A 21,253-nucleotide genomic window follows, 5' to 3' on the forward strand; every position below is an offset into this window, starting at 1 on the left:
AGGCACGTGCCGGAGCCCGCGCGGTGCCCTGTGGACAGCCGACGTCGAGGCGTACCCCGGGTGTCCACAGGCGTTGCCCAGCGCGAGCCCGACGGCTAATCTGCGGCCTCGACCGCCGGTAGGGTGGTGTGGTGATCGTCGCTGTCGGCATCGACGTGGTCCTGGTCGACCGGTTCGCCCGGGCCCTGGCACGGACGCCGCTGCTCGCCGACCGGCTCTTCACCGAGGCCGAGCGGCACACCCGCTCCGGCAGCCCGCGCTCGCCCGAGTCGCTCGCCGCCCGGTTCGCCGCCAAGGAGGCGGTGGCCAAGGCCCTCGGCGCCCCGGCCGGGCTCAACTGGCACGACTGCGAGATCGTGCCCGACCCGGCTGGCCGCCCCTGGCTGGCCGTCTCGGGCACTGTCGCGGCGGTGGCCGACGCGCGCGGGGTCAACCACTGGCATCTCTCGTTGTCGCACGACGGCGGGATCGCGTCGGCGATGGTGGTCGCGGAACGATGACGTCGGCCGGGAGGGCCGGTCAGGTCCGCCCGCTAACTGAATGGGACACGGTGGCATGAGAGCGGTGTGGCGGGTGGCCGACGTACGGGTGGCCGAGGCGGGGTTGATGGGCACGCTGCCGGAGGGGACGCTGATGCAGCGGGCCGCCGCCGGCCTGGCCCGCCGGGCCGCGCTCCTGCTCGCCGAGCGGGGCGGAGTCTACGGGGGCCGGGTGCTGCTGCTGGTCGGCTCCGGTGACAACGGCGGCGACGCGCTGTACGCGGGGGAGCGGTTGGCCCGGCGAGGTGTCCACGTGTCCGCCCTGCTGCTCACCCCCGGGCGGGCGCACGCCGCCGGCCTGGCCGCGTTGCGAGCCGCTGGCGGCCGGCTGGTCCAGGACCCGGCCGGCCCTGTCGACCTGGTCCTCGACGGCATCGTCGGCATCGGTGGCACCGGTGGGCTACGGGCGAACGCGGACGAGGTGGTCCAGCGCCTCGGCGAGCTGCGCGGACGCGACGGGGGACGGGCCACGGTGCTGGCGGTCGACGTGCCCAGCGGGGTCGCGGTCGACACCGGCCACGTGCCGCTGTCCGCGTCCGGCCGGCCCACAGCGGTCCGCGCCGACGTGACGGTGGCCTTCGGCGCGCTGAAGCCCGCCCTGGTGGTCGGCCCGGCCGCCGCGCTGGCCGGGCAGGTCGAGCTTGTCGACATCGGGCTGCGGCCGTGGCTGCGCGGCACCCCGGCGCTGCGGGTCACCGAATGGTCCGACCTGCTCGACTGGTGGCCCCAGCTGGGCGCGGCGTCGGAGAAGTACACCCGGGGCGTGGTGGGGGTGGCGACCGGCTCGGCGACCTACCCCGGTGCGGCGGTGCTCTCCGTGGGCGGCGCCCTGGCCGGGCCCACCGGCCTGGTCCGCTACGCCGGCAGCGCCCGAGCCGAGGTGCTGCACCAGCACCCGTCGGTGATCGCCAGCGGGCGGGTCGCCGACGCGGGCCGGGTGCAGGCCTGGGTCTGCGGCTCCGGGCTGGGCACCGGCGCCGACGCGGCGGCTGAGCTGCGCGCCGTACTGGCCGCCCCGGTGCCGGTGGTGCTCGACGCCGACGCCCTGACCCTGCTGGTGGACGGCTCGCTCGCCGACCGGCTGCGGGGTCGGGACGCGCCCATCGTGGTCACCCCGCACGACCGCGAGTTCACCCGTCTCTGCGGGGAGGAGCCGGGCGCCGACCGGGTCGGCGCCGCGCTGCGGCTGGCCGCCTGGATGAACGCGGTGGTGCTGCTCAAGGGCGATCGCACGGTGATCGGCACGCCGGACGGTCGGGCGTACGTCAACCCGACCGGCACCCCGGCGCTGGCCACCGGCGGCACCGGCGACGTGTTGGCCGGGCTGCTCGGCTCGCTGCTGGCGGCCGGGGTACCCGCCGATCGGGCCGCCGCCTCGGCCGCGTACCTGCATGGTCTCGCCGGGCGTGAGGCGGCCCGGGGTGGCCCGGTGACCGCGCCCGACGTGGCGACCGCGCTGCGTCCGGTGCTGGCCCGGCTGGGCTGAACGGGACGGTTCGGGGCGCGCTGACCGGATCGCCGCGTCGGGACGTGCGTCGCCGCCCGCGGTGATCACGGCGGAAAGTAGGCTGGGTGCATGTGGCAGGCCGAGGTACGCGTCGATCTTGACGCCATCCGCGAGAACGTGAGCAGGCTCCGCTCCGGCACCACCGCCGAGTTGATGGCAGTGGTGAAGGCCGACGGGTACGGCCACGGCATGCTTCCGGCCGCCCGTGCGGCGCTCGACGCCGGCGCTGACTGGCTCGGTGTCTGCACCCTCGACGAGGCCCTCACCCTGCGGCGGGCCGGGGTGACGGTGCCGGTGCTGGCCTGGCTGCTCGCCCCCGGGTTGCCGCTGCACGAGGGGGTCAGCGCCGGGGTGGACCTGGGCGCGGCCAGCCTGACGCAACTGGACGAGATGATCGAGGCGAGTCGCCTCGCCGGGCGTCCCGCCCGCCTGCACCTCAAGATCGATACGGGGCTGTCCCGGGGCGGTGCGACAGTCGCCGACTGGCCCGCGCTGCTGGATGCCGCCGCGAAGGCGCAGGCCGACGGCCTGGTCGAGGTGGTCGGCGTGTGGAGCCACTTCGTGTACGCGGACTCGCCCGGCCACCCCACCACCGACCGCCAACTGGCCGTCTTCCATGAAGCGCTGGCCATGGTCGAGCGGGCCGGGCTGCGACCGCGCTGGCGGCACCTCGCCAACTCGGCCGCCACCCTCACCCGCCCGGACACCCACTTCGACCTGGTCCGCCCCGGCCTGGCCATCTACGGGCTGTCACCGGTGGCCGGCGAGACGTACGGGTTGCGGCCGGCGATGACCGCTCGCGCCCGGGTGATGCTCACCAAGCGGGTGCCCGCCGGCACCGGTATCTCCTACGGGCACGCCTACACCACGCAGGCCGACGCGAACCTGGCCGTGGTGCCGCTCGGGTACGCCGACGGGGTTCCCCGGCACGCGTCCAACACCGGCCCGGTCCAGCTCGGCGGCGTACGCCGGACGATATCGGGCCGGGTCTGCATGGACCAGTTCGTGCTCGACTGCGGGGACGACCCGGTGGCCGACGGCGACGTGGCGACGCTCTTCGGCAGCGGCGTCGACGGCGAACCGACGGCGGACGACTGGGCCGAGGCGGTCGGCACGATCAACTACGAGATCGTGACGCGGTTCGGCGGCACGCGGGTGCCCCGGGTCTACGACGGCGAGAAACCATGAGTTATCGCATTCCGCGTCCGCGGACGGCTGCGGGCCGGGTAGCGGGAATCGTCGGCGCGGCGGTCGGGGTGGCCGCGGCAGGTCTGGCGGCCGGCGTCGCGACCGAGCGGACCCTGGTCCGTCGGCTCAAGGCCGATCCGGCCGACCGCTACGCGCACGAGACGTTCGACAAGCAGCGGTACGACGAGGCGTTCCGCCTGGAGTTGCCGGACGGCACCGACATCCACGTCGAGGTGGTCGAGCCCACCCGGCCGGTGCCGGGGCACCCGACTGTGGTGCTGGTGCACGGCTTCTGCCTGGACATGGGGACGTTCCACTTCCAGCGCCAGATGCTCGCCGCCCGCGGTGACTACCGGATCGTGGCGTACGACCAGCCCGGTCACGGCCGGTCCGGCCGGCTGGAGACCGGGGAGTACGACCTCGCCGTGCTCGGCCGAACGCTGCGTCAGGTGATCGACCGAACCGCACCGGACGGGCCGCTGGTGCTGGTCGGCCACTCGATGGGCGGCATGACGATCATGGCGTTCGCCGAGTTGTTCGGAGAGCTGTTCGGTGACCGGGTGGTGGGCACCGTTCTGATGGCCACGTCGGGCGGGCTCATCGCGGAGACCAAGCTGGTCGCGCCCGCGCTGCTCGGCCGGGTCGGCGGCCCAGTGCTCTACATGGTCAGCAACGCCACCCGGTACGGCGGGCCGGTGATCGACAAGGCCCGCAAGTCTACGTCGAACGTGGCCTGGTTACTGACCCGCAAGTACGGCTTCGGCACCCGCAAGCCCAGCCCGTCGCTGGTGTCCTACGTGGAGACGATGAACTCCCGGACGTCGGCCGACACGGTGACCCGCTACCTGCGGACCCTGGCCACCCACTCGCGCTTCCCGGCGCTGGCGGCGCTGGCGGCGACTCCGGTGCTCGTGGTGGTCGGCGACAAGGACATGATCACGCCGGTGACCCACTCCGAGGAGATCGTCCGACGGTTGCCGCACGCCGAGTTCGTGAAGATCAAGGACAGCGGTCACGTGGTGATGTTGGAGCACGCGGACGAGGTCAACGCCGCCCTGGCGCGGTTCCTGGAGTCATTGCAGAGCGTGGAGGAACGGTGAGTCACGTCGTCAAGCTGCCGACCGTCGAAGACACTCGGGACTTCGGCCGGCGGCTGGCCGGGCTGCTGCGCGCCGGCGACCTGGTGCTGTTGACCGGCCCGTTGGGTGCCGGCAAGACCGCGCTCACCCAGGGCGTCGGGGCCGGGCTCGGTGTCCTCGGGGACATCACCTCGCCGACCTTCGTGATCGCCCGGGTGCACCGCCCCGATCCGGCCCGGGGCGGCCGGGTGGCACTCGTGCACGCCGACGCGTACCGGTTGGGTGACGCCACCGACCCGCGCGCCGAGATCGACGACCTGGACCTCGACGCCTCGGTGGACGACTCGGTGACAGTGGTGGAGTGGGGCGAGGGCCTGGTGGAGCAGTTGGTGGACGCGCACCTACGGGTTCGCATCGACCGCCGCGACGACGACACCCGCATCGTCGAGCTGGACCCGATCGGCGGTGACTGGGCCCGGCGGCTCGCCGACCTGGGCTAGGTCGGTGGCTGTCGTACCCGATGCCTAGAGTGCGGGGGACCGACCCGCGCTGTGAGAGGTTCCCGATGCCCGACGACGCCCCCGCCCTGGATCTGCTGGCCCTGCTGCCGGAGCAGTGGCGCGCAGTGCTCACCCCGCACCTCGACCCGGCACGCACCGCCGCGCTTGGCGAGTTCGTCGCCCGGGAATACGCGACGCAGACGGTCTTTCCGCCGCAGGAGGATCTGTTCTCGGCATACCGGCTGTGCCCGCCGCAGGGCACCCGGGTGCTCATCCTCGGGCAGGATCCCTACCACCGGGCCGGGCAGGCTCACGGGTTGAGCTTCAGCGTCCGCGACGGTGTGACGGTGCCGCCGTCGTTGCGCAACGTCTTCAAGGAGCTGGGCGAGGACGTGGGCGTCCCCAAGCCGCGCAGCGGCAACCTCGACGGGTGGGCCGCCCAGGGGGTGCTGCTGCTCAACGCGGTGCTGACCGTCCGGCAGGCCACCCCGGGCTCGCACGCCAACGCCGGCTGGGAAGAGTTCACCGACGCGACGATCCGGGCACTGGACGCGGCACCGGACCGGGTGGTCTTCCTGCTCTGGGGCGGCTACGCCCGCAAGAAGGCCGCGCTGGTCACCAACCCGCAGCACGTGGTGCTGGAGGCGGGTCACCCCAGCCCGATGAACCCGCGCGGCTTCCTCGGCAGCCGCCCGTTCAGCGCCGCCAACAAGGCACTCGCCGACGCCGGCCTGCCCACCATCGATTGGGAGCGCACCGCCGGCTGAGCCGCTCGTCGACGTTGCACCGCCGGGCCGGCAGTTGACTCAGCTGTCGCTGGCCAACTGCCGGTTGCGGTAGCGGCGTAACAGTCCGGCGGCGCGCGGCTCGCTGAGTTCCAGCTCGACGAGCGGCACCACCTGGTAGATCCTTTCGCCGTGGCGCACCTCGATCGTCTCGGGCAGCTCGTCGCACATCGTGGCCCTGATCTCCCCGTACCGGGTCGACCACCGGTGTTCGCCCGGCTCCTCGGGCTCCAACCACACCCCGCCGAACTCACCCCAGCGGTCGTTCCACCGCTGCCCGTAGTTCGTCTCCAGCCAGCGGGTGAACGGTGTGGAGTCTTGCCAACGCAGGGCGATCTCCAGCGCGTCGACCGGCACCGGCGCGCCCTGTAGCAACGCCGCTGTGCAACCGGTGATCACCTGTGGGAAGTCGGTGAGCCGGTCCAGCAGCCGATCCAGCCCCAACCCGTCGATCCGCTCGGCGATCGGCCGGGCGGCCAAGCCGTCGATCTGGGCGTCGAGGTGCGCGTCCAACGGCTCGACTCCGACGACCAACTGCACGTCCATCGCGGCAAACAGCCGTTCCAGCACCGGGATCGTCGGCGCTCGCTCACCACGTTCGAACCGGGCCACCGCGGCCTGGTCGACCTCGGCCAACGCGGCCAACTGACGTTGGCTCAGGTCGCGCAGCTGTCGCTGATGCCGCGCGGCAGCACCGAGCAGGGTGACAAGGCGAGTCGATGACATCCCGGCATCGTGGACCACGGGCGAGATGCCCGCGATCCCGCTGCGGCAGGTCGGCGACTTGCGGCGCGATCCGCGCGCCCCAAGAAGCTGACCGCGCCGCCCCCACATTGCCCACCCCGCCGCAGACTGCCTGCCGCTGTTGGCCGCCAAGCCCAACGGCTAGCCAGGGACGAGCGCTGGAACCACTTCCCCCGATGAGCCTGATGTCTGTGAGTCATCACGATGACTCACAGACATCACGCTCATCGGAGTGAAGCCCGCCAGGCCATGCGCTCGGCGGGTCAGGGGTCCGTTGCGGCGGCCGGTGAGGGTGGGATAGACGCGTTCGCCGTCGGGCGCGGGGTGGGCCGGCAGGGGGCGAGCCGAGGCGGGGTGGGACGCGAGGCGGCGTGGGGCGGCGCGAGACGAAGGGCGAACGCGGGCGGCGGGGCGGGGCAAGGTCCGGGCGAGAGCGAGCGGGCGGGCGAGGTCGGGGCGAGAGGCGCAGGCCGGTGGCTGGCGGGGCAAGGTCGGTACAAGGTCCGGGCGGCGGGCGGTGGGGGGCGAAGGCGGGTGGCGGGGCGGGGCAAGGTCGGTGCATGGTCCGGGCGAGAGAGGGCGGGGCGGGCGAGGTCGGGGCGAGGGGCGAAGGGGGGTGGCGGGGCGGGGCGTGACCGGGGTGCTGGGCGGGGCGGCTAGGCTGGCTTACCGTGCTCGTACTCGTGGTGGACAGCTCGACCCCCGCGGTCACCGCGGCGCTGGTGGAGATCTCGGCAGACGGCGTGGCGTCGCGGGCGCACCGGTGCACGGTCGATGCCCGCGCGCACGGTGAGCTGCTCGCGCCCCAGGTGGATGCGGTCCTCGCCGACGCCGACGTGCGCCCGCGTGACCTGGCGGCCATCGTCGCTGGGCTCGGCCCGGGTCCGTTCACCGGGCTACGGGTCGGCCTGGTCACCGCCGCGACGATGGGTCAGGTGCTGGGGATCCCCACGTACGGTGTCTGTTCGCTGGACGCCATCGGTTACCCGGCGGCGTCCGGCACGCCGGTCCTGGCCGCCAGCGACGCCCGGCGCAAGGAGCTCTACTGGGCCGTCTACGACGGCGCCGGCCAGCGGATCGTCGGGCCCGAGGTGTCCGCGCCGGCGGTCGCCGCCGCGCGGGCCCGCGAACTGGGCGCGACGATCGCGGTCGGTGACGGAGCGCACCGGTACGCAGACGTCCTGGACCTGCCCGTTCGGGTCGAGCCGCGCTATCCGGACGCGACAGTGCTGGCGTTGCTCGCCGCCGAGCGGATCCGGGCGGGGGCGTCCAGTGAGCGGCTCACTCCGCTCTACCTGCGTCGCCCCGACGCGGTGGCGGCGACCGGCCGCAAACCGGTCCTGCCATGACCGTGGTACGGCTCGAACCGTTCCGCTGGTGGCACATCGACGACGTGCTGCCGATCGAGGCGGACCTCTTCGGCGCTGAGAAGTGGTCGCCAGCCATGTTCTGGAGCGAGCTTGCCAACGGGCACCACTACCGGGTCGCCGTCGACGCGGACGGGTCGGTGCTCGGCTACGCCGGGCTCGCCGGCGTTCCGCCGGACGAGGTGTGGGTACAGAACATCGCCGTCCGCCGGGACGCCCAGCGGCGCGGCGTAGGCCGTGCCCTGCTGGAGGAGTTGCTCGCCGAGGCGGTCCGGCGCGACGCCAGCAGCACCCTGCTGGAGGTCGCCGTGGACAACGCCGCAGCTCAGCGGCTCTACGCGACGTACGGTTTCGAGCCGATCGGGGTGCGGCGCGGCTACTACCAACCGAGCAACACAGACGCGCTGGTCATGCGGCGCGACGCCGAGCCGACCGGGAATGGACCACACGACAATGGCTGACGAACCACTGATCCTGGGTATCGAGACCTCCTGCGACGAGACCGGTGTCGGCATCGTGCGGGGGCACACCCTGCTGGCCGACGCGCTCGCCTCCAGCGTCGAGGAACACGCCCGGTTCGGGGGTGTGGTACCGGAGGTGGCCAGTCGGGCTCACCTGGAGGCCATCGTGCCGACCATGGACCGGGCCCTGACCGAGGCCGGCGTCACGCTGGCCGACATCGACGCGATCGCTGTCACCTCGGGGCCGGGGCTGGCCGGTGCGTTGCTGGTCGGCGTCGCTGCCGCCAAGGGGTACGCGGTCGCCGCCGAGAAGCCCGTCTACGGCGTCAACCACCTCGCCGCCCACGTCGCGGTGGACACCCTTGAGCACGGCCCACTGCCCGAACCCGCCATCGCGCTCCTGGTGTCCGGCGGGCACTCGTCCCTACTGCTCGTGGACGACCTGGCCCGGGGTGTCACCCCGCTCGGCGCCACCATCGACGACGCGGCCGGGGAAGCGTTCGACAAGGTCGCCCGGCTGCTCGGGTTGCCGTTCCCGGGAGGTCCGCCCATCGACCGGGAGGCCCGGGCCGGCGATGCCGCCTCGATCGCCTTCCCCCGCGGTCTGACCGCTGCGAAGGATCTAGCCGCCCACCGGTACGACTTTTCGTTCTCGGGCCTGAAGACGGCGGTGGCCCGGTGGGTCGAGGCCCGTCAACGTGCCGGTGAGGCGGTTCCGGTGGCCGACGTGGCCGCGTCCTTCCAGGAGGCGGTCTGTGACGTCCTGACCAACAAGGCGCTCGCCGCCTGCCGGGCGCAGGGCATCGAGACCCTGGTCATCGGCGGGGGAGTGGCGGCGAACTCCCGGCTGCGGGCGATGGCCGAGCAGCGAGCCGAGAAGTACGGCATCCGGGTCCGGGTACCCCGGCCGAAGCTGTGCACCGACAACGGCGCGATGGTGGCCGCGCTCGGTTCGCATCTGGTCGCCGCCGGGGTCGCTCCGAGCCGACTGGACCTGCCAGCCGATTCGGCGCTGCCGTTGACCACGGTCAGCGTGTGACGGGGGCGGCGGACATGATCGTGCGGATGTGGGAGGCGCGCGCCGAGGCGTACGGAGTCGCCGACCTGATCACCTGGGTGTGCGACACCGCCCTGCCCGAGTTGGAGCACGACCCGCTCCACGTCTCCAGCGAGGTCTTCTCCTCTACCGACCACCGGGTGGTGGTGATCTCCAAGTGGCGCAGCAGCCCTCGCCCGCTGCCGGACCCGCCAGCCCTGCTGGTGGCCCGCGCCCCGCACTCCTGGGACTTCACCCAGGTGGACCGGTAACGCGAGCCACCATCCAGGCCGCTGGCTGATCGCTCAGCTGCGGCGCAACATCCGGTAGGTGGCGATTCCGCCGGTGCCCAGCGCGGCGAGGAAGACCAGCCACACGACGGTGCTGCTGACTCCGGGCTGCGGGCCGGCGTTCGCCCCGGCGGCGGCCAGCAGGCCGTCCTGGCCGGGGGCGGGCAGCGCGGCCGGCGGCAGTTCGGGCCACCGAACCAGGCCGGTGGACTCCAGCATCTGCATGTGATGCGTGACGAAGCCGGTGGCGTCCTCGCAGAGCTTGCGGACGGTGGCGTCCCGGGTGCTGGCCCGTACTGCGCTGATCACCGGGAGAATGCCGCCATGAGCGACCCGGAGGCGGGTCACGAAGATCTGATCGAACCGGGCGCCGGAGGCGTCCTTCATCTCCGTCAGCCAGCCCTTTTGTTGGGCCGTCGGCTCGCTCGGGATGCTCGCGCCCAGCTTGTTGGCCGCCTCCACGACGAGTTCGTCGAGCCGCTGGTGCTCGCTGGCGATGCCGGCGCCGATCTCCCGTACCTTGGCCGACTGCCCCTTTTCGGCGGCCATCTGGCCGGCCGGCATCTCCCACAGCCCGGCCAACCGCACCCCGTTGAGCAGTGTCATGTCGGCGGCGTTGAGCTGTCGCCCGCCGGCGGGTGCGGCGACGGCCACGCCGGGCAGGACACCGACCCCCGCGATGACCGCGATGAGCAGCATCGCCGCTCGGTGGGTCCGGGTGCCCAGTCGGCGATGGGCGGATCTGAGCGGTGCCATGTCTGTGGTGCCTCCTCGGTCCGGACCGGAACGCGTTCGGACCGGGCAGCCGTACCATGCCGGTTGCCCGTCCGCCCACTGGTACGGACTGATCGCGCGATAAGTTCATCGCGAAGGGAGCCGGATCAGCGGGTGACAGCGAGCAGGTCGACATCCACGCCGGACAGCGGACGGATCAGCCCACGTCGAGGGGGTCCGCGAGGAGTCGTTCGAAGGCCAACTCGGCGGCCCCGATCAGGGGGGCGTCCGCGCCCAGCTTGGGCGTGCGCAGCCGGACGTGCTCCAGGCAGGCTCCGAGCGCGTTGGAGTTGAGCCGGCTGCGGATCTGGGCCGCCGCCGCGAGGTAGAGGTCGCGCATGGTGCCGCCGAAGATGACCATTTCGGGGTTGAAGATGTTCACCAGGTTGGCGACGCCGAAGCCGAGCCAGTCGCCGGCCTGGCGGACCGCCGTCTGGGCCCGGGCGTCGCCCCGGTCGGCGGCGTCGAAGACGGCCAGCAGGGCGTCGCGACCCCGGGCGTCGGAACGTCCGGCAGCGCGCAGCAGACCGTGCTCGCCGATCTCGGTCTCCCAGCAACCCCGGGAGCCGCACTCACAGGGCCGGCCGTCGCGGACCACCTTCATGTGGCCGACCTCGCCGCCGTACCCACCGTGCCCGGTCAGCCGACGTCCACCGGCGATGATGCCGGCACCCACGCCGACGTCGCCGTACAGGTAGAGAACGTTGTCGCAACCGGCCGCAACACCCCGTGCGTGCTCGGCGAACGCGGCGACGTCCGCCACGTTGCCCACCGTGACCGGTACGTCGATGCCCAGCTCGTCGGCGAGGGCCGAGCCGATCGGCTCGTCCACCCAGCCGGTGGTGGGGCCGAGCCGGACCAGGCCGTCGTCCCGGCGGACCATGCCGCAGACCGCGACGCCGGCGCCGACGCAGATCGCGTCGGCCGGCACCAACTGCTGCATCTCCTTGACCGCGCCGGCCAGCAGCGGCGCGGCCTCCGCGGCCAGCAGACCGCGCGGCCGGTCCAGGTCCCGGCGGTCCAGGACCGCGCCACCCAGCCCGATCCGGGCGGCGCGCAGCCGGTCCACCTCCACCGAGTACGCGTACGCGTAGACCCGCGCCGACTCGGGCCGGACGACCAGTGACGGTCGTCCGGCCCGGCCGGTCTCCTTCGGTGCCCCTTCGCTGACCAGCCCTACTGCGGACAGGTCGGCGGTGAGCGCGCCGATGGTGCTGCGGTTGAGGCCCAGCGTGGTGGTCAGTTCGGCACGGGTGGTCGCCCCGTGGACGTGCACGTGTCGCAGCAGGGCACCGAGGTTCTGCCGTCGTACGTCATCCTGGCTCGGTCCTGGGCGCATGCTGGTGCCACCTCCCGCGCGGTCAGCGGGTGCCGGTGGCTGCCGCGCGGCGGCGGGAGAGCGCGTCGACGCTGGCCGCGAGCAGCAGTACGACACCGGTGACCACGTACTTGACTCCCGCGGTGTATCCCATCAGGCCCATTCCGTTCTCGATGACAGCGACCACCGCGCCGCCGAGCACGGCGTCGAAGACGCGGCCCTTGCCACCGAACAGGCTGGTGCCGCCGATCACCGCTGCGCCCACCGCGTAGAGCAGTACGTTACTGCCCCCGGTGTTCGGGTCGACCGAGTTGGCCCGGCTGGCCGCCACGATGCCACCAATGGCGGCCATGGACGAGCAGATCACGAAGACCGAGATCCGGATCCGGTCGACGCCGATGCCGGCTCGGCGGGCGGCTTCCCGGTTGCCGCCCACGGCGTAGATGTGCCGGCCGTAGCTGGTGCGCTGCAGCACGAAGGTCCAGATGACCAGCAGCACCGCGATGATCGGCACCACGATCGGCACACCCTTGAGCGAGACGATGAGGACGTTGCGGCTGCGCTCCAGGTTGAGCACGTACACAGCGGTGCCGAGGATGACGGCGAGCCCGCCGATCCGCAGCGCCACCACCGCGAGCGGGTCGGTGATCAGACCACGTGCCGCCCGGTTGCGGTGGCGTAGCAGTTGCACCGCCGCGTAGCCCACGACGGCGACGGCGGTCAGCGCCCAGCCCAGCGCGGGGGCGAGGTTGCGGTTGGCGATGGCGACCAGCACCTCGTCGCGGACGGAGATGTTGGTGCCCTCCTGCACGAGCATCAACACGACGCCCTGGAAGGCGAGGAAGCCGGCGAGGGTGACCACGAAGGACGGAATGCCGATCTTCGCGACGAGCATGCCGAGCGTGGTGCCGATGACCACGCCGGTGGCGACCGCGGCGAGCACCGCGACCCACCAGGGGTAGCCGAGCACTGTGACCACGTTGGCCAGCACCGCAGCACAGACGCCGCTGGCGAAGCCGGCGGAGAGGTCGATCTCGCCGAGCAGCAGCACGAAGACCAGGCCCATCGCGATCAGCGTGACCGCCGCGCCCTGGGTGAAGAGGTTGGCGAAGTTGCCGGCCGACAGGAACGACGACGGCCGCATGATCCCGAAGACGGTGCAGAGCACGATCAGGCCGAGCACGGCTGGCAGCGCGCCGACGTCGCCACCGCGCACGCGACTCAGGTAGTTGCGGACGTGGCCCCCGACGGTCGGCGGGGGTGTGACGGCCGCGGGGCCGTCCTTCCGCACGGCGGTGGTGGTCATCGGACGCCTCCTGAGATCGAGTCGGCCGCCTGCGGGCCGTCGCCGTTGCTGCCCGGGTCGGTGGCGAGGCCGAGCCCGCCCGAGCGCCCGGCGGTGATCAGCTCGACCACCTGGGCGTGGGTGATGTCGGTGGTCTTCACCTGGGCGACCATCTGGCCGAGGTACAGCGCGGCGATCCGGTCGGAGACGGCGAAGACGTCGTTCATGTTGTGCGAGATGAGCACCACGGCCAGGCCGTTGTCGGCGAGGCGGCGGACCAGTTCGAGCACCTGGGCGGTCTGTGCCACGCCGAGCGCCGCGGTCGGCTCGTCCAGGATGACGAGCTTGCTGTTCCAGAGCACCGCCTTGGCGATGGCCACGGTCTGGCGCTGCCCGCCGGAGAGGCTGGACACGTGCTGGCGAAGTGAGGTGACGGTGCGGATGGAGAGCCCTGCCAGGGTTTCGGCGGCGAGCTGTTCCATTGTCGGCTCGTCGAGGACGATGCCGCTGCGCCTCTCCCGGCCGAGGAACATGTTCTGCACGATGTCCAGGTTGTCGCAGAGCGCGAGGTCCTGGTAGACGACCTCGATGCCGAGGGCGGCGGCGTCGCGGGGGCTGCCGATGTGCACCGGTTCACCGTTGAACAGGAACTCTCCGGCGTCGGTGGGGTGGATGCCGCTGATGCACTTCACCAGGGTCGACTTGCCGGCGCCGTTGTCGCCGACCAGTGCGGTCACCTCGCCTGGGTGGACGGTCAGTGCGACGTCGCGGAGCACCTGGACGGGACCGAAGCTCTTGTCGATCCCGCGGAGTTCCAGCAGGGGGGTCGCGGACACGGGGGTCTCCTTCTTAAGGGAGGGTCGGGGCCCGTCCGGCGGGCGCCGCCCGGCACGGGAGGGTGCTCCCGTGCCGGGCGGCGGTGGTCGTTCCGGCGGGTACTGCGGCGTCGGTCAGCTGATGCCGGCTTCGGCGCAGAACTTGGCGTACGCCGCGGTGCAGACCTGCTCCTTGGTCGCGTAGCCGTCGGCGATGACGTCCTTGACGTTGTCCTTGTAGATGGCCTTCGGGGTGAGCAGCACCGAGGGGACGTCGCGGTCACCGTCCTTCACCGACTGGCCGGTGTCCTTCTTCTCGCCCTTGGCCAGCGCGATGGCCAGGTCCGCGGCGGCCTTGGCCTCTTCCCGGACTGCCTTGTAGACGGTCATGCACTGGTCACCGGCGAGGATGTTCTGCAGGCCCTCCACGCTGGCGTCCTGCCCGGTCACCGGCACCTTGCCGTTGATCTTGTTCTTCTTCAGGATCGAGATGGCGGCGTTGCCGAGAGTGTCGTTGGCGGCCAGCACGCCGTCGATCTTGCCCTTGGTCGCGGTGAGCTGCTGCTCGAAGATGGTCGCGGCGGTGGGGCCGTCCCAGCCCGGCACGGCGTCGTCCGGGCCCTTGGTGTATTCCTTGGAGTCGAACTTCGGCTTGAGCACCGAGTCGTATCCGGCCTTGAACAGGGTGGCGTTGTTGTCGGTGGGGGAGCCGTTCAGGTATGCCACGACCGGGTTCTTGGCGTTCTTCTCGGTCAGGCACTTCGCCAGACCCTCGCCCTGGAGCTTGCCGACGGTCTCGTTGTCGAAGCTGACGTAGTACTGGGCGGAGCCGCCGAGGGTGAGCCGGTCGTAGTCGATGGTGGCGATGCCCTGCGACTTGGCCTTGTCGAGCACGGCCTTGCCGGTGCCGGAGTCCAGGTTGACGATCATCAGGGCGGTGACGCCGCCGGTGATCATCTGGTCGGCGATGGTCTGGAAGGCGGCCTTGTCGTTCTGGGCGTTCTGAATGTCGGACTGGACGCCGGCGGCCTTGAACGCCTCCTCCAGGAAGCGGCGGTCCGCCGTCTCCCAGCGGGGGGAGGACTTGCTGTCCGGAAGGATCACGCCGATCTTGGGGGTCTTTTTGGAGTCGGTCGAGCCGGTGCCGGAGTCGTCGCCACAGGCGGTCAAGCCGCCGGTCGCGAGCAGGCCCACGGCGGCGATGGTGAGGATCCCCTTACGCATGTGCAGGGTCCTTTCGGAGGTGGGGGAGGTGTTGTTTTGTTGTGTCCGGCAACGTATTTCGCGTCACACCGGCTCCACAAGACCGCGCAGGTGCATAGTTTGTTGGGAGCGATAACAATTCAGCAACGCGACTGTTACTCCGCGGGTATCCCACGGGGGAGTCGACGTAACGACTGTCGTCAGTGGGTCTGCAACGGCGCGGTGCGGGCGTCGGTCAGCGCCACCAGATCCGCCGCGGCCAGTTCGAGTTGCAGACCGCGCCGACCAGCCGAGACGTAGATCGTCGGGAGATCCAGCGCGGATTCGTCCAGCACGATGGGCAACCGTCGACGCTGCCCGAGCGGGCTGATCCCACCGCGTACGTAACCGGTGGCCCGCTCGGCGACCGCCCGGTCGGCCAACGCCGCCCGCTTACCGCCGACCGCAGCCGCGAGAGCCTTCAGATCCAACTCGCCGGTGACCGGAACGACCGCCACGGTGAGCGCGCCGTCGACGTCGGTCACCAGAGACTTGAACACGCGCTCCGGTGCCACGCCGAGCGCCACCGCCACCAACGCGCCGTAGTTCGGGGCGTCCGGCGCCACCCGGTACGGATGGGTGCGATGCGCGATGCCGCGCTTGACCAACAGTGCCGTTGCCGGCGTGCCCTGTTCCGCCACGGCGACGACGCTAGTCGACCGGCCGGCCGATCAGCACCGTCGGTGCGCCGCCGACCCGGGTGAGCACCAGACTCGCCGCCGCGTCCCCAGCCAGCCGCAGGTCCCGCCGGAGTTGCTCCGGGGTGAGCGCCGAACCCCGCTTCAGGATCTCCACCCGGCCCACCCGGCGGTCGCGCAGCAGCGCCCGCAGGCGCTTGAGCGAGAACGGCAACACGTCGGTGATCTCCAGGCAGCGCGCGTACGGGGTGCGGACCGGCTGGTCGGCGTAGAGGTAGGCGATGCTCGGATCGCCCAGGTTGGCGTCCAGTTCGCTGGCCAGTTCGGCCACAAGGTGCGCGCGCACCACCGCCGGGTCCGGGTCGTACAGGTAGCGACGCGGCGGCCCGACCGGTGCCTCGGCGGCGCCCGAGCCGGTGAGCTGGTGGCTGTGGGCCTCGGCGCCCCGCTGGCGGTAGAGGGTGGCGCGACGGGGCACCTCCGCCAGCTCACCGCACCAGAGCGCGGCCTCGACCAGGTCGCCGTCCACGCCGACCCACTCGGCCTCCGCCCCGGCCGGGATGAGCGAGTGGTCCAGGCCCGGCGCGACCTTCACCACGGTGCGCGGCACCCGCTCGGCCAACCCGGTGACGAAGTCCCACGGTGGCGAGTAGGCGCGCGGGTCGAAGATCCGCCGCCCGGTGCCGGTGGCGCGGCGGGCCGGGTCGCAGAAGACCCCGTCGACCAGTGACACGTCGAACCCGGTCGCGTCGCCGCACTCGACGGTGAACAGCTCGGTCAGGCCGGCCGCCTCGGCGTTGGCGGCGGCCATCGCGGCGGTCACCGGGTCGGCCTCCACCCCGTACACCCGGATGCCGGCGCGGGCGGCGGCCAGCGCGTCGGCCCCGAGCCCGCACCCGAGATCGGCCAGGGTCCGCACGCCGGCCGCGTGCAACCGGGCGGCTCGACGGTCGGCGACCACCCGGCGGGTTGCCTGCTCCAGGCCGGGGCGGGTGAGGAACATCCCAGCGGCGGCCGAGCCGAACTTGCCGACCGCCCGGTGGCGCAACTCGGCCTGGGTCAACGCCGCCGCGGCCAACGTCGGCGGCACCCCGGTCGCGCGCAGGGCCGACGCCGCGACCAGTGGATCACCGCCGGCCAGGTCGGCCGCCGCGGTGAGCGCGGCCGACCCCTCAGGGGTACGCAGCGCCGCCAGCTGATCGAGATCCACCCGGCCATTGTCCCGTCCGACTCGGAAAACTTGGCTGGCGGGGCGCGACGCGCTGGCACTCTCCTTGACGGAGTGCTAGCCACGGAATAACCTGCGATTAGCACTCTCACCCTGAGGGTGCCAGCTTCCGGGTCTCACGACCCGGGTGCGCACGCCAGGCGGACCGGCACCCGCGACGACGGCCCCGCCCGGTGGCATGAGGCAGATTGACGATGGTCAGCCCCGCTGGCCAGCAACGAAACCAGTACCCCAGGAGGGTATGCCCGTGACTACCGCGACCAAGGTTGCTATCAAGCCGCTCGAGGACCGCATCGTGGTCCAGGCGAACGAGGCTGAGACCACCACGGCGTCGGGCATCGTGATCCCCGACACCGCCAAGGAGAAGCCGCAGGAGGGCACTGTCCTCGCTGTCGGCCCGGGCCGCGTCGACGACAACGGCAACCGGGTTCCGGTTGACGTGCAGGTCGGCGACACCGTCCTTTACTCGAAGTACGGCGGCACCGAGGTCAAGTACGCCGGCGAGGAGTACCTGGTGCTCTCCGCCCGCGACGTCCTCGCGGTCATCGAGAAGTAAGCAACCGATCAGTGCCACTGCCCCGGTCCGGCTCGCCGGGCCGGGGCAGTGGCACTTCGAAGGGACATTAATGGCGAAGATCCTGAGCTTTTCGGACGACGCCCGGCACCTGCTGGAGCACGGTGTCAACGCCCTCGCGGACGTGGTCAAGGTCACCCTCGGCCCGCGCGGGCGCAACGTCGTCCTGGACAAGAAGTTCGGTGCGCCGACGATCACCAACGATGGTGTGACCATCGCCAAGGAGATCGAGCTCACCAACCCGTACGAGAACCTTGGCGCGCAGCTTGTCAAGGAGGTGGCGACCAAGACCAACGACGTCGCCGGTGACGGCACCACCACCGCGACCGTGCTGGCCCAGGCGATGGTTCGCGAGGGTCTGCGCAACGTGACCGCCGGGACCAACCCGGCCGGCCTCAAGCGGGGCATCGACGCGGCGGCCGCCAAGGTCTCCGAGGCGCTGCTCGGCAAGGCCGCCGAGGTCACCAGCAAGGAGTCGATCGCGAACGTGGCGACGATCTCCGCGCAGGACGCCACGATCGGCGACCTGATCGCCGAGGCGATGGAGCGGGTCGGCCGCGACGGTGTCATCACCGTCGAGGAAGGCTCCATGCTCACCACCGAACTGGACGTGACCGAGGGTCTCCAGTTCGACAAGGGCTTCATCTCGCCGAACTTCGTCACCGACCTGGAGAGCCAGGAGTCCGTCCTTGAGGACGCGTACATCCTGGTCACCACCCAGAAGATCTCGGCGATCGAAGAGCTGCTGCCGCTGCTGGAGAAGATCCTGCAGAACAGCAAGCCCCTGCTGATCATCGCCGAGGACGTGGACGGTCAGGCGCTCTCCACCCTGGTGGTCAACTCGCTGCGCAAGACCCTCAAGGTCTGCGCGGTCAAGGCCCCGGGCTTCGGGGACCGGCGCAAGGCGATGCTCCAGGACATCGCGATCTCCACGGGCGCCGAACTGGTCGCCCCGGAGCTGGGCTACAAGCTCGACCAGGTCGGCCTGGAGGTGCTCGGCACCGCCCGGCGCGTCGTGGTCGACAAGGAGAACACCACGATCGTCGACGGCGGTGGCCAGAAGGCCGACGTCACCGACCGGGTCTCCCAGATCCGCAAGGAGATCGAGGCCTCCGACTCCGACTGGGACCGGGAGAAGCTGGCCGAGCGGCTGGCGAAGCTCTCCGGTGGCATCGCCGTCATCAAGGCCGGCGCGGCGACCGAGGTCGAGATGAAGGAGCGCAAGCACCGCATCGAGGACGCCATCGCGGCGACCAAGGCTGCGGTCGAGGAGGGCACTGTGCCCGGCGGCGGCGCCGCCCTGGTGCAGATCCGCTCGGTGCTCGACGACGACCTGGGCTTCACCGGTGACGAGAAGGTCGGTGTCTCGGTCGTGCGCAAGGCGCTCGTCGAGCCGCTGCGCTGGATCGCCCAGAACGCCGGTCACGACGGCTACGTCGTGACGCAGAAGGTCGCCGACCTCAAGTGGGGCAACGGCCTCGACGCCGCCAAGGGCGAGTACGTCGACCTGGTCAAGGCCGGCATCATCGACCCGGTGAAGGTGACCCGCAACGCGGTCACCAACGCCGCCTCGATCGCCGGTCTGCTGCTCACCACGGAGAGCCTCGTGGTGGAGAAGCCGGAGCAGGCCGAGCCGGCCGCCGGCGGCGGGCACGGCCACGGTCACGGCCACCAGCACGGTCCGGGCTTCTGATCCGGTAGCGACACCCGTTCCGGGGCGCACCGCCGTCAGGCGGTGCGCCCCGGGCTCGTTCCTGCGGGCTGCCAGGTCATTACCGAACGCTGACGTTGTTGGCGACCGGGCGAGATGATCGCGCACACTGGGCCGATGAGCACCACGTCACGGCGGTACGCCGCGTTGGCCGGAATCACCGCCGCCGCCGTCGCGATCGGGATCGCCGAACCGGTCGCGGTGTTGACCGGTCCCCGGTCGGCGCCCCTGGTCGCGGTCGGCGGGGTCGTCGTCGACGCCGTCCCCGAATCGCTGAAGCAACTCGCCATCGACCTCTTCGGCACCGCCGACAAGATCGCGCTGCTGGTCGGCACGGCCGTGTTGCTGGGAGGCTTCGCCGCCCTCTTCGGCGTACTGGCGGTCCGCCGACTGGCACTCGGCCTGGCCGGCATCGCCGCGTTCGGCGCCATCGGCGTGGCAGCCGCGTTGACCCGCTCCGGTGCTGACCTCGCCGACGCGCTGCCGTCCCTGGTCGGCGCCGGCCTCGGCGCCCTGGTGCTCTGGCTGTTCATCGGCGGACCGTTCGAGCTGGACCCCTGGTCCTGGTCATCACCCACGCCGCCCGCTGGTCCGGTGTCACAGGCCGGTCCGGGGTCGCAGGCTGGTCCGGGGTCGCAGGCTGGTCCGGGGTCGCAGGCTGGTCCGGGGTCGCATGCTGGTCCCGGGTCGCAGGCTGGTTCGGGGTCAGGGTCGCCCGGAGAGTCGGTGCCGGTGTCCCCGGCAGGGCCGGTGCCGGTGACTCCCGCCGGGCCGACGACGGCGGTCGAAGCGGTCGGGCCTGCCGAAGTGGACCCGGAGTCGCGGCGACGGTTCCTCACCGGCAGCGGAGTACTGCTCGGCACGGCCGTGGTGGCCGGCCTCGGTGGGCGGTGGCTGGCAGGGCGGCGCGGCGTGTCCGCAGCCCGCGACGCGATCCGCCTGCCCGCCCCGGTCGCCCCCGCACCGGCCGTACCGGCAGGCGCGGACCTCTCACTGACGCAGCTCGCGCCGTACGTCACCCCCAACTTCGGGTTCTACCGGATCGACACCGCGCTGGTGGTGCCCCAGGTCGACCCGGACACCTGGCGGCTGCGGATCCACGGACGGGTCGGCAGGGAACGCACCTACAGCTACGCGGATCTGCTCGCCCGACCACTGGTCGAGCGGTACGTCACGCTGGCCTGCGTCTCCAACGAGGTGGGCGGGGACCTGATCGGCAATGCCCTGTGGCTCGGCGTACCCCTGCGAGAACTGCTGGACGAGGTCGAGCCGGACGACGACGCCGACCAGGTCGTCGGCCGGTCTGTCGACGGCTGGACCTGCGGCACCCCCACCGCCGCGCTGCGCGACGGACGGGACGCGCTGCTGGCCGTCGGGATGAACGGCGAGCCACTGCCGGTCGAGCACGGCTTCCCGGTGCGAGTGGTGGTGCCGGGCCTCTACGGCTACGTGTCGGCCTGCAAATGGGTGACCGAGCTGGAGCTGACCCGGTTCGCCGACTTCGACGCGTACTGGGTGCCGCGCGGCTGGTCCCCCCAGGGGCCGATCAAGACCCAGTCCCGGATCGACACGCCCAGGGGACGTAACCGGCTGACCGCCGGCCCGGTGACCGTCGCCGGGGTGGCCTGGGCGCAGCACCGGGGCATCCGCCGAGTCGAGGTACGCGTCGACGACGGCCCGTGGCAGGAAGCCGCGCTGGCACCCACCGTGTCGGTGGACACCTGGGTCCAATGGTCCTGGCGCTGGGACGCCACACCGGGCGAGCACCGGCTCCAGGTCCGCGCGACGGACGCGACAGGTGAAACCCAAACCGAACGTACGCAGGACGTCGTCCCGGACGGCGCCACCGGCTGGCACACGGTCACGGTCACCGTCCGCTGATCCACGGCACGACGTCGCCCGCGCGGGTGCGCCCCCAAATCGGCGGGCCGTGTCGGCGGCGTGCTCTGTGCGGCCGGCGGGGCTGTGTCTGCGGCTGCCCTGCCGGCTCCCGAGACTGTCCATGGGCCGGCGGGCCCGCTGACTGACCGGTCATATCCGGGAGCGCATGCAGATCTTGGACAGTTTCCGTCAGTACGGCGGGCTCAACCGGTGGTTGCAACACCGAGGAGCTGGGTCATTTTCTCACCTGGGGTGGCCCAGCCCAGGGTCATTCGGGGGCGGTCGTTGAGT

At 71.9% G+C, this 21,253-nt stretch carries 21 protein-coding genes; 13 read left to right on the plus strand and 8 right to left on the minus strand.

Features of this window, described 5'->3' with window-relative positions:
- Window positions 1–131 precede the first annotated feature (131 nt).
- The 6 genes from ABZU43_RS29395 to ung all read left to right on the plus strand — a co-directional run bounded on the left by ABZU43_RS29395 (window position 132) and on the right by ung (window position 5,580).
- On the plus strand, window positions 132–500 hold the full coding sequence (locus ABZU43_RS29395) for a holo-ACP synthase (RefSeq protein ID WP_355009651.1): 369 nt from the start codon (window positions 132–134) through the stop codon (window positions 498–500).
- Between the two features lie 55 nt (window positions 501–555).
- Complete coding sequence (locus ABZU43_RS29400; protein ID WP_355009652.1) at window positions 556–2,025, plus strand: NAD(P)H-hydrate dehydratase; 1,470 nt, start codon at window positions 556–558, stop codon at window positions 2,023–2,025.
- Between the two features lie 90 nt (window positions 2,026–2,115).
- Complete coding sequence (alr, locus tag ABZU43_RS29405; RefSeq protein ID WP_355009653.1) at window positions 2,116–3,234, plus strand: alanine racemase; 1,119 nt, start codon at window positions 2,116–2,118, stop codon at window positions 3,232–3,234.
- A complete protein-coding gene (locus ABZU43_RS29410; protein ID WP_355009654.1) occupies window positions 3,231–4,334 on the plus strand; it encodes an alpha/beta hydrolase in 1,104 nt (367 codons plus the stop codon). Before alr ends, ABZU43_RS29410 begins: the two co-directional genes overlap by 4 nt.
- Entirely contained in the window at window positions 4,331–4,813 is a 483-nt protein-coding gene (gene tsaE, locus ABZU43_RS29415; RefSeq protein WP_238687793.1) for a tRNA (adenosine(37)-N6)-threonylcarbamoyltransferase complex ATPase subunit type 1 TsaE, read from the plus strand. Before ABZU43_RS29410 ends, tsaE begins: the two co-directional genes overlap by 4 nt.
- A gap of 65 nt (window positions 4,814–4,878) precedes the next feature.
- Window positions 4,879–5,580: a uracil-DNA glycosylase gene (gene ung, locus ABZU43_RS29420; protein WP_355009655.1), complete on the plus strand. Its 702-nt coding sequence runs from the start codon at window positions 4,879–4,881 to the stop codon at window positions 5,578–5,580.
- Window positions 5,581–5,619: 39 nt separating this feature from the next.
- Here the strand turns inward: ung and ABZU43_RS29425 are convergent, their stop codons facing one another.
- Entirely contained in the window at window positions 5,620–6,324 is a 705-nt protein-coding gene (locus tag ABZU43_RS29425; protein WP_355009656.1) for a helix-turn-helix transcriptional regulator, read from the minus strand.
- Window positions 6,325–7,013: 689 nt separating this feature from the next.
- On the opposite strand from ABZU43_RS29425, the gene tsaB reads away from it, so the two are divergent.
- Genes tsaB through ABZU43_RS29445 form a run of 4 tightly spaced genes read left to right on the plus strand, consistent with a single transcriptional unit; the run spans window position 7,014 to window position 9,478 of the window.
- The gene (tsaB, locus tag ABZU43_RS29430; protein WP_355009657.1) at window positions 7,014–7,691 is read left to right on the plus strand and encodes a tRNA (adenosine(37)-N6)-threonylcarbamoyltransferase complex dimerization subunit type 1 TsaB; all 678 of its coding nucleotides are present in this window, start codon (window positions 7,014–7,016) and stop codon (window positions 7,689–7,691) included.
- Entirely contained in the window at window positions 7,688–8,170 is a 483-nt protein-coding gene (rimI, locus tag ABZU43_RS29435; RefSeq protein WP_355009658.1) for a ribosomal protein S18-alanine N-acetyltransferase, read from the plus strand. Before tsaB ends, rimI begins: the two co-directional genes overlap by 4 nt.
- On the plus strand, window positions 8,163–9,209 hold the full coding sequence (tsaD, locus tag ABZU43_RS29440; RefSeq protein ID WP_355009659.1) for a tRNA (adenosine(37)-N6)-threonylcarbamoyltransferase complex transferase subunit TsaD: 1,047 nt from the start codon (window positions 8,163–8,165) through the stop codon (window positions 9,207–9,209). The genes rimI and tsaD overlap by 8 nt, the downstream gene beginning before the upstream one ends.
- A gap of 14 nt (window positions 9,210–9,223) precedes the next feature.
- Window positions 9,224–9,478 (plus strand): hypothetical protein, encoded by a 255-nt coding sequence (locus ABZU43_RS29445; protein WP_039906914.1) that lies wholly within the window; start codon window positions 9,224–9,226, stop codon window positions 9,476–9,478.
- Between the two features lie 33 nt (window positions 9,479–9,511).
- On the opposite strand, the gene ABZU43_RS29450 is transcribed toward ABZU43_RS29445, so the two are convergent.
- The 7 genes from ABZU43_RS29450 to ABZU43_RS29480 all read right to left on the minus strand — a co-directional run bounded on the left by ABZU43_RS29450 (window position 9,512) and on the right by ABZU43_RS29480 (window position 16,778).
- Complete coding sequence (locus tag ABZU43_RS29450; RefSeq protein ID WP_355009660.1) at window positions 9,512–10,252, minus strand: DUF4142 domain-containing protein; 741 nt, start codon at window positions 10,250–10,252, stop codon at window positions 9,512–9,514.
- A 175-nt stretch (window positions 10,253–10,427) separates the two neighbouring features.
- Window positions 10,428–11,609, minus strand: coding sequence for an ROK family protein (locus tag ABZU43_RS29455; RefSeq protein ID WP_088950177.1), 1,182 nt, complete (start codon window positions 11,607–11,609; stop codon window positions 10,428–10,430).
- Between the two features lie 22 nt (window positions 11,610–11,631).
- A complete protein-coding gene (locus tag ABZU43_RS29460; protein ID WP_355009661.1) occupies window positions 11,632–12,894 on the minus strand; it encodes an ABC transporter permease in 1,263 nt (420 codons plus the stop codon).
- Window positions 12,891–13,709: an ATP-binding cassette domain-containing protein gene (locus tag ABZU43_RS29465; protein ID WP_354980022.1), complete on the minus strand. Its 819-nt coding sequence runs from the start codon at window positions 13,707–13,709 to the stop codon at window positions 12,891–12,893. The genes ABZU43_RS29460 and ABZU43_RS29465 overlap by 4 nt, the downstream gene beginning before the upstream one ends.
- Before the next feature lie 114 nt (window positions 13,710–13,823).
- Window positions 13,824–14,912, minus strand: coding sequence for a substrate-binding domain-containing protein (locus tag ABZU43_RS29470; protein ID WP_355009662.1), 1,089 nt, complete (start codon window positions 14,910–14,912; stop codon window positions 13,824–13,826).
- 179 nt (window positions 14,913–15,091) lie between these two features.
- Entirely contained in the window at window positions 15,092–15,571 is a 480-nt protein-coding gene (gene ybaK / locus ABZU43_RS29475; RefSeq protein WP_355009663.1) for a Cys-tRNA(Pro) deacylase, read from the minus strand.
- A 10-nt stretch (window positions 15,572–15,581) separates the two neighbouring features.
- Window positions 15,582–16,778 carry a methyltransferase domain-containing protein gene (locus ABZU43_RS29480; RefSeq protein WP_355009664.1) on the minus strand — a complete coding sequence of 399 codons (1,197 nt, stop codon included), beginning with the start codon at window positions 16,776–16,778 and terminating at the stop codon, window positions 15,582–15,584.
- Between the two features lie 259 nt (window positions 16,779–17,037).
- Here ABZU43_RS29480 and groES point away from each other — a divergent pair, with 259 nt between their 5' ends.
- From groES to ABZU43_RS29495, 3 genes are all read left to right on the plus strand, one after another.
- Window positions 17,038–17,352 (plus strand): co-chaperone GroES, encoded by a 315-nt coding sequence (gene groES, locus ABZU43_RS29485; protein WP_030330046.1) that lies wholly within the window; start codon window positions 17,038–17,040, stop codon window positions 17,350–17,352.
- A gap of 70 nt (window positions 17,353–17,422) precedes the next feature.
- Complete coding sequence (gene groL, locus ABZU43_RS29490; RefSeq protein WP_355009665.1) at window positions 17,423–19,063, plus strand: chaperonin GroEL; 1,641 nt, start codon at window positions 17,423–17,425, stop codon at window positions 19,061–19,063.
- A 135-nt stretch (window positions 19,064–19,198) separates the two neighbouring features.
- Window positions 19,199–20,962, plus strand: a complete 1,764-nt coding sequence (locus ABZU43_RS29495; RefSeq protein ID WP_355009666.1) for a molybdopterin-dependent oxidoreductase — start codon at window positions 19,199–19,201, stop codon at window positions 20,960–20,962.
- Window positions 20,963–21,253 lie beyond the last annotated feature (291 nt).

The sequence above is a fragment of the Micromonospora sp. NPDC005205 genome (assembly GCF_040608275.1).
Classification (GTDB): domain Bacteria; phylum Actinomycetota; class Actinomycetes; order Mycobacteriales; family Micromonosporaceae; genus Micromonospora.

Coding starts and splice junctions, on each gene's coding strand:
- tsaD (WP_355009659.1), top strand. CDS start 8,163: ATGGCTGACGAACCACTGATCCTGGGTATCGAGACCTCCTGCGACGAG.
- ABZU43_RS29410 (WP_355009654.1), top strand. CDS start 3,231: ATGAGTTATCGCATTCCGCGTCCGCGGACGGCTGCGGGCCGGGTAGCG.
- ung (WP_355009655.1), top strand. CDS start 4,879: ATGCCCGACGACGCCCCCGCCCTGGATCTGCTGGCCCTGCTGCCGGAG.
- ABZU43_RS29445 (WP_039906914.1), top strand. CDS start 9,224: ATGATCGTGCGGATGTGGGAGGCGCGCGCCGAGGCGTACGGAGTCGCC.
- ABZU43_RS29400 (WP_355009652.1), top strand. CDS start 556: ATGAGAGCGGTGTGGCGGGTGGCCGACGTACGGGTGGCCGAGGCGGGG.
- ABZU43_RS29470 (WP_355009662.1), bottom strand. CDS start 14,912: ATGCGTAAGGGGATCCTCACCATCGCCGCCGTGGGCCTGCTCGCGACC.
- ABZU43_RS29495 (WP_355009666.1), top strand. CDS start 19,199: ATGAGCACCACGTCACGGCGGTACGCCGCGTTGGCCGGAATCACCGCC.
- groL (WP_355009665.1), top strand. CDS start 17,423: ATGGCGAAGATCCTGAGCTTTTCGGACGACGCCCGGCACCTGCTGGAG.
- ABZU43_RS29460 (WP_355009661.1), bottom strand. CDS start 12,894: ATGACCACCACCGCCGTGCGGAAGGACGGCCCCGCGGCCGTCACACCC.
- ABZU43_RS29450 (WP_355009660.1), bottom strand. CDS start 10,252: ATGGCACCGCTCAGATCCGCCCATCGCCGACTGGGCACCCGGACCCAC.
- alr (WP_355009653.1), top strand. CDS start 2,116: ATGTGGCAGGCCGAGGTACGCGTCGATCTTGACGCCATCCGCGAGAAC.
- ABZU43_RS29425 (WP_355009656.1), bottom strand. CDS start 6,324: ATGTCATCGACTCGCCTTGTCACCCTGCTCGGTGCTGCCGCGCGGCAT.
- groES (WP_030330046.1), top strand. CDS start 17,038: ATGCCCGTGACTACCGCGACCAAGGTTGCTATCAAGCCGCTCGAGGAC.
- ABZU43_RS29455 (WP_088950177.1), bottom strand. CDS start 11,609: ATGCGCCCAGGACCGAGCCAGGATGACGTACGACGGCAGAACCTCGGT.
- rimI (WP_355009658.1), top strand. CDS start 7,688: ATGACCGTGGTACGGCTCGAACCGTTCCGCTGGTGGCACATCGACGAC.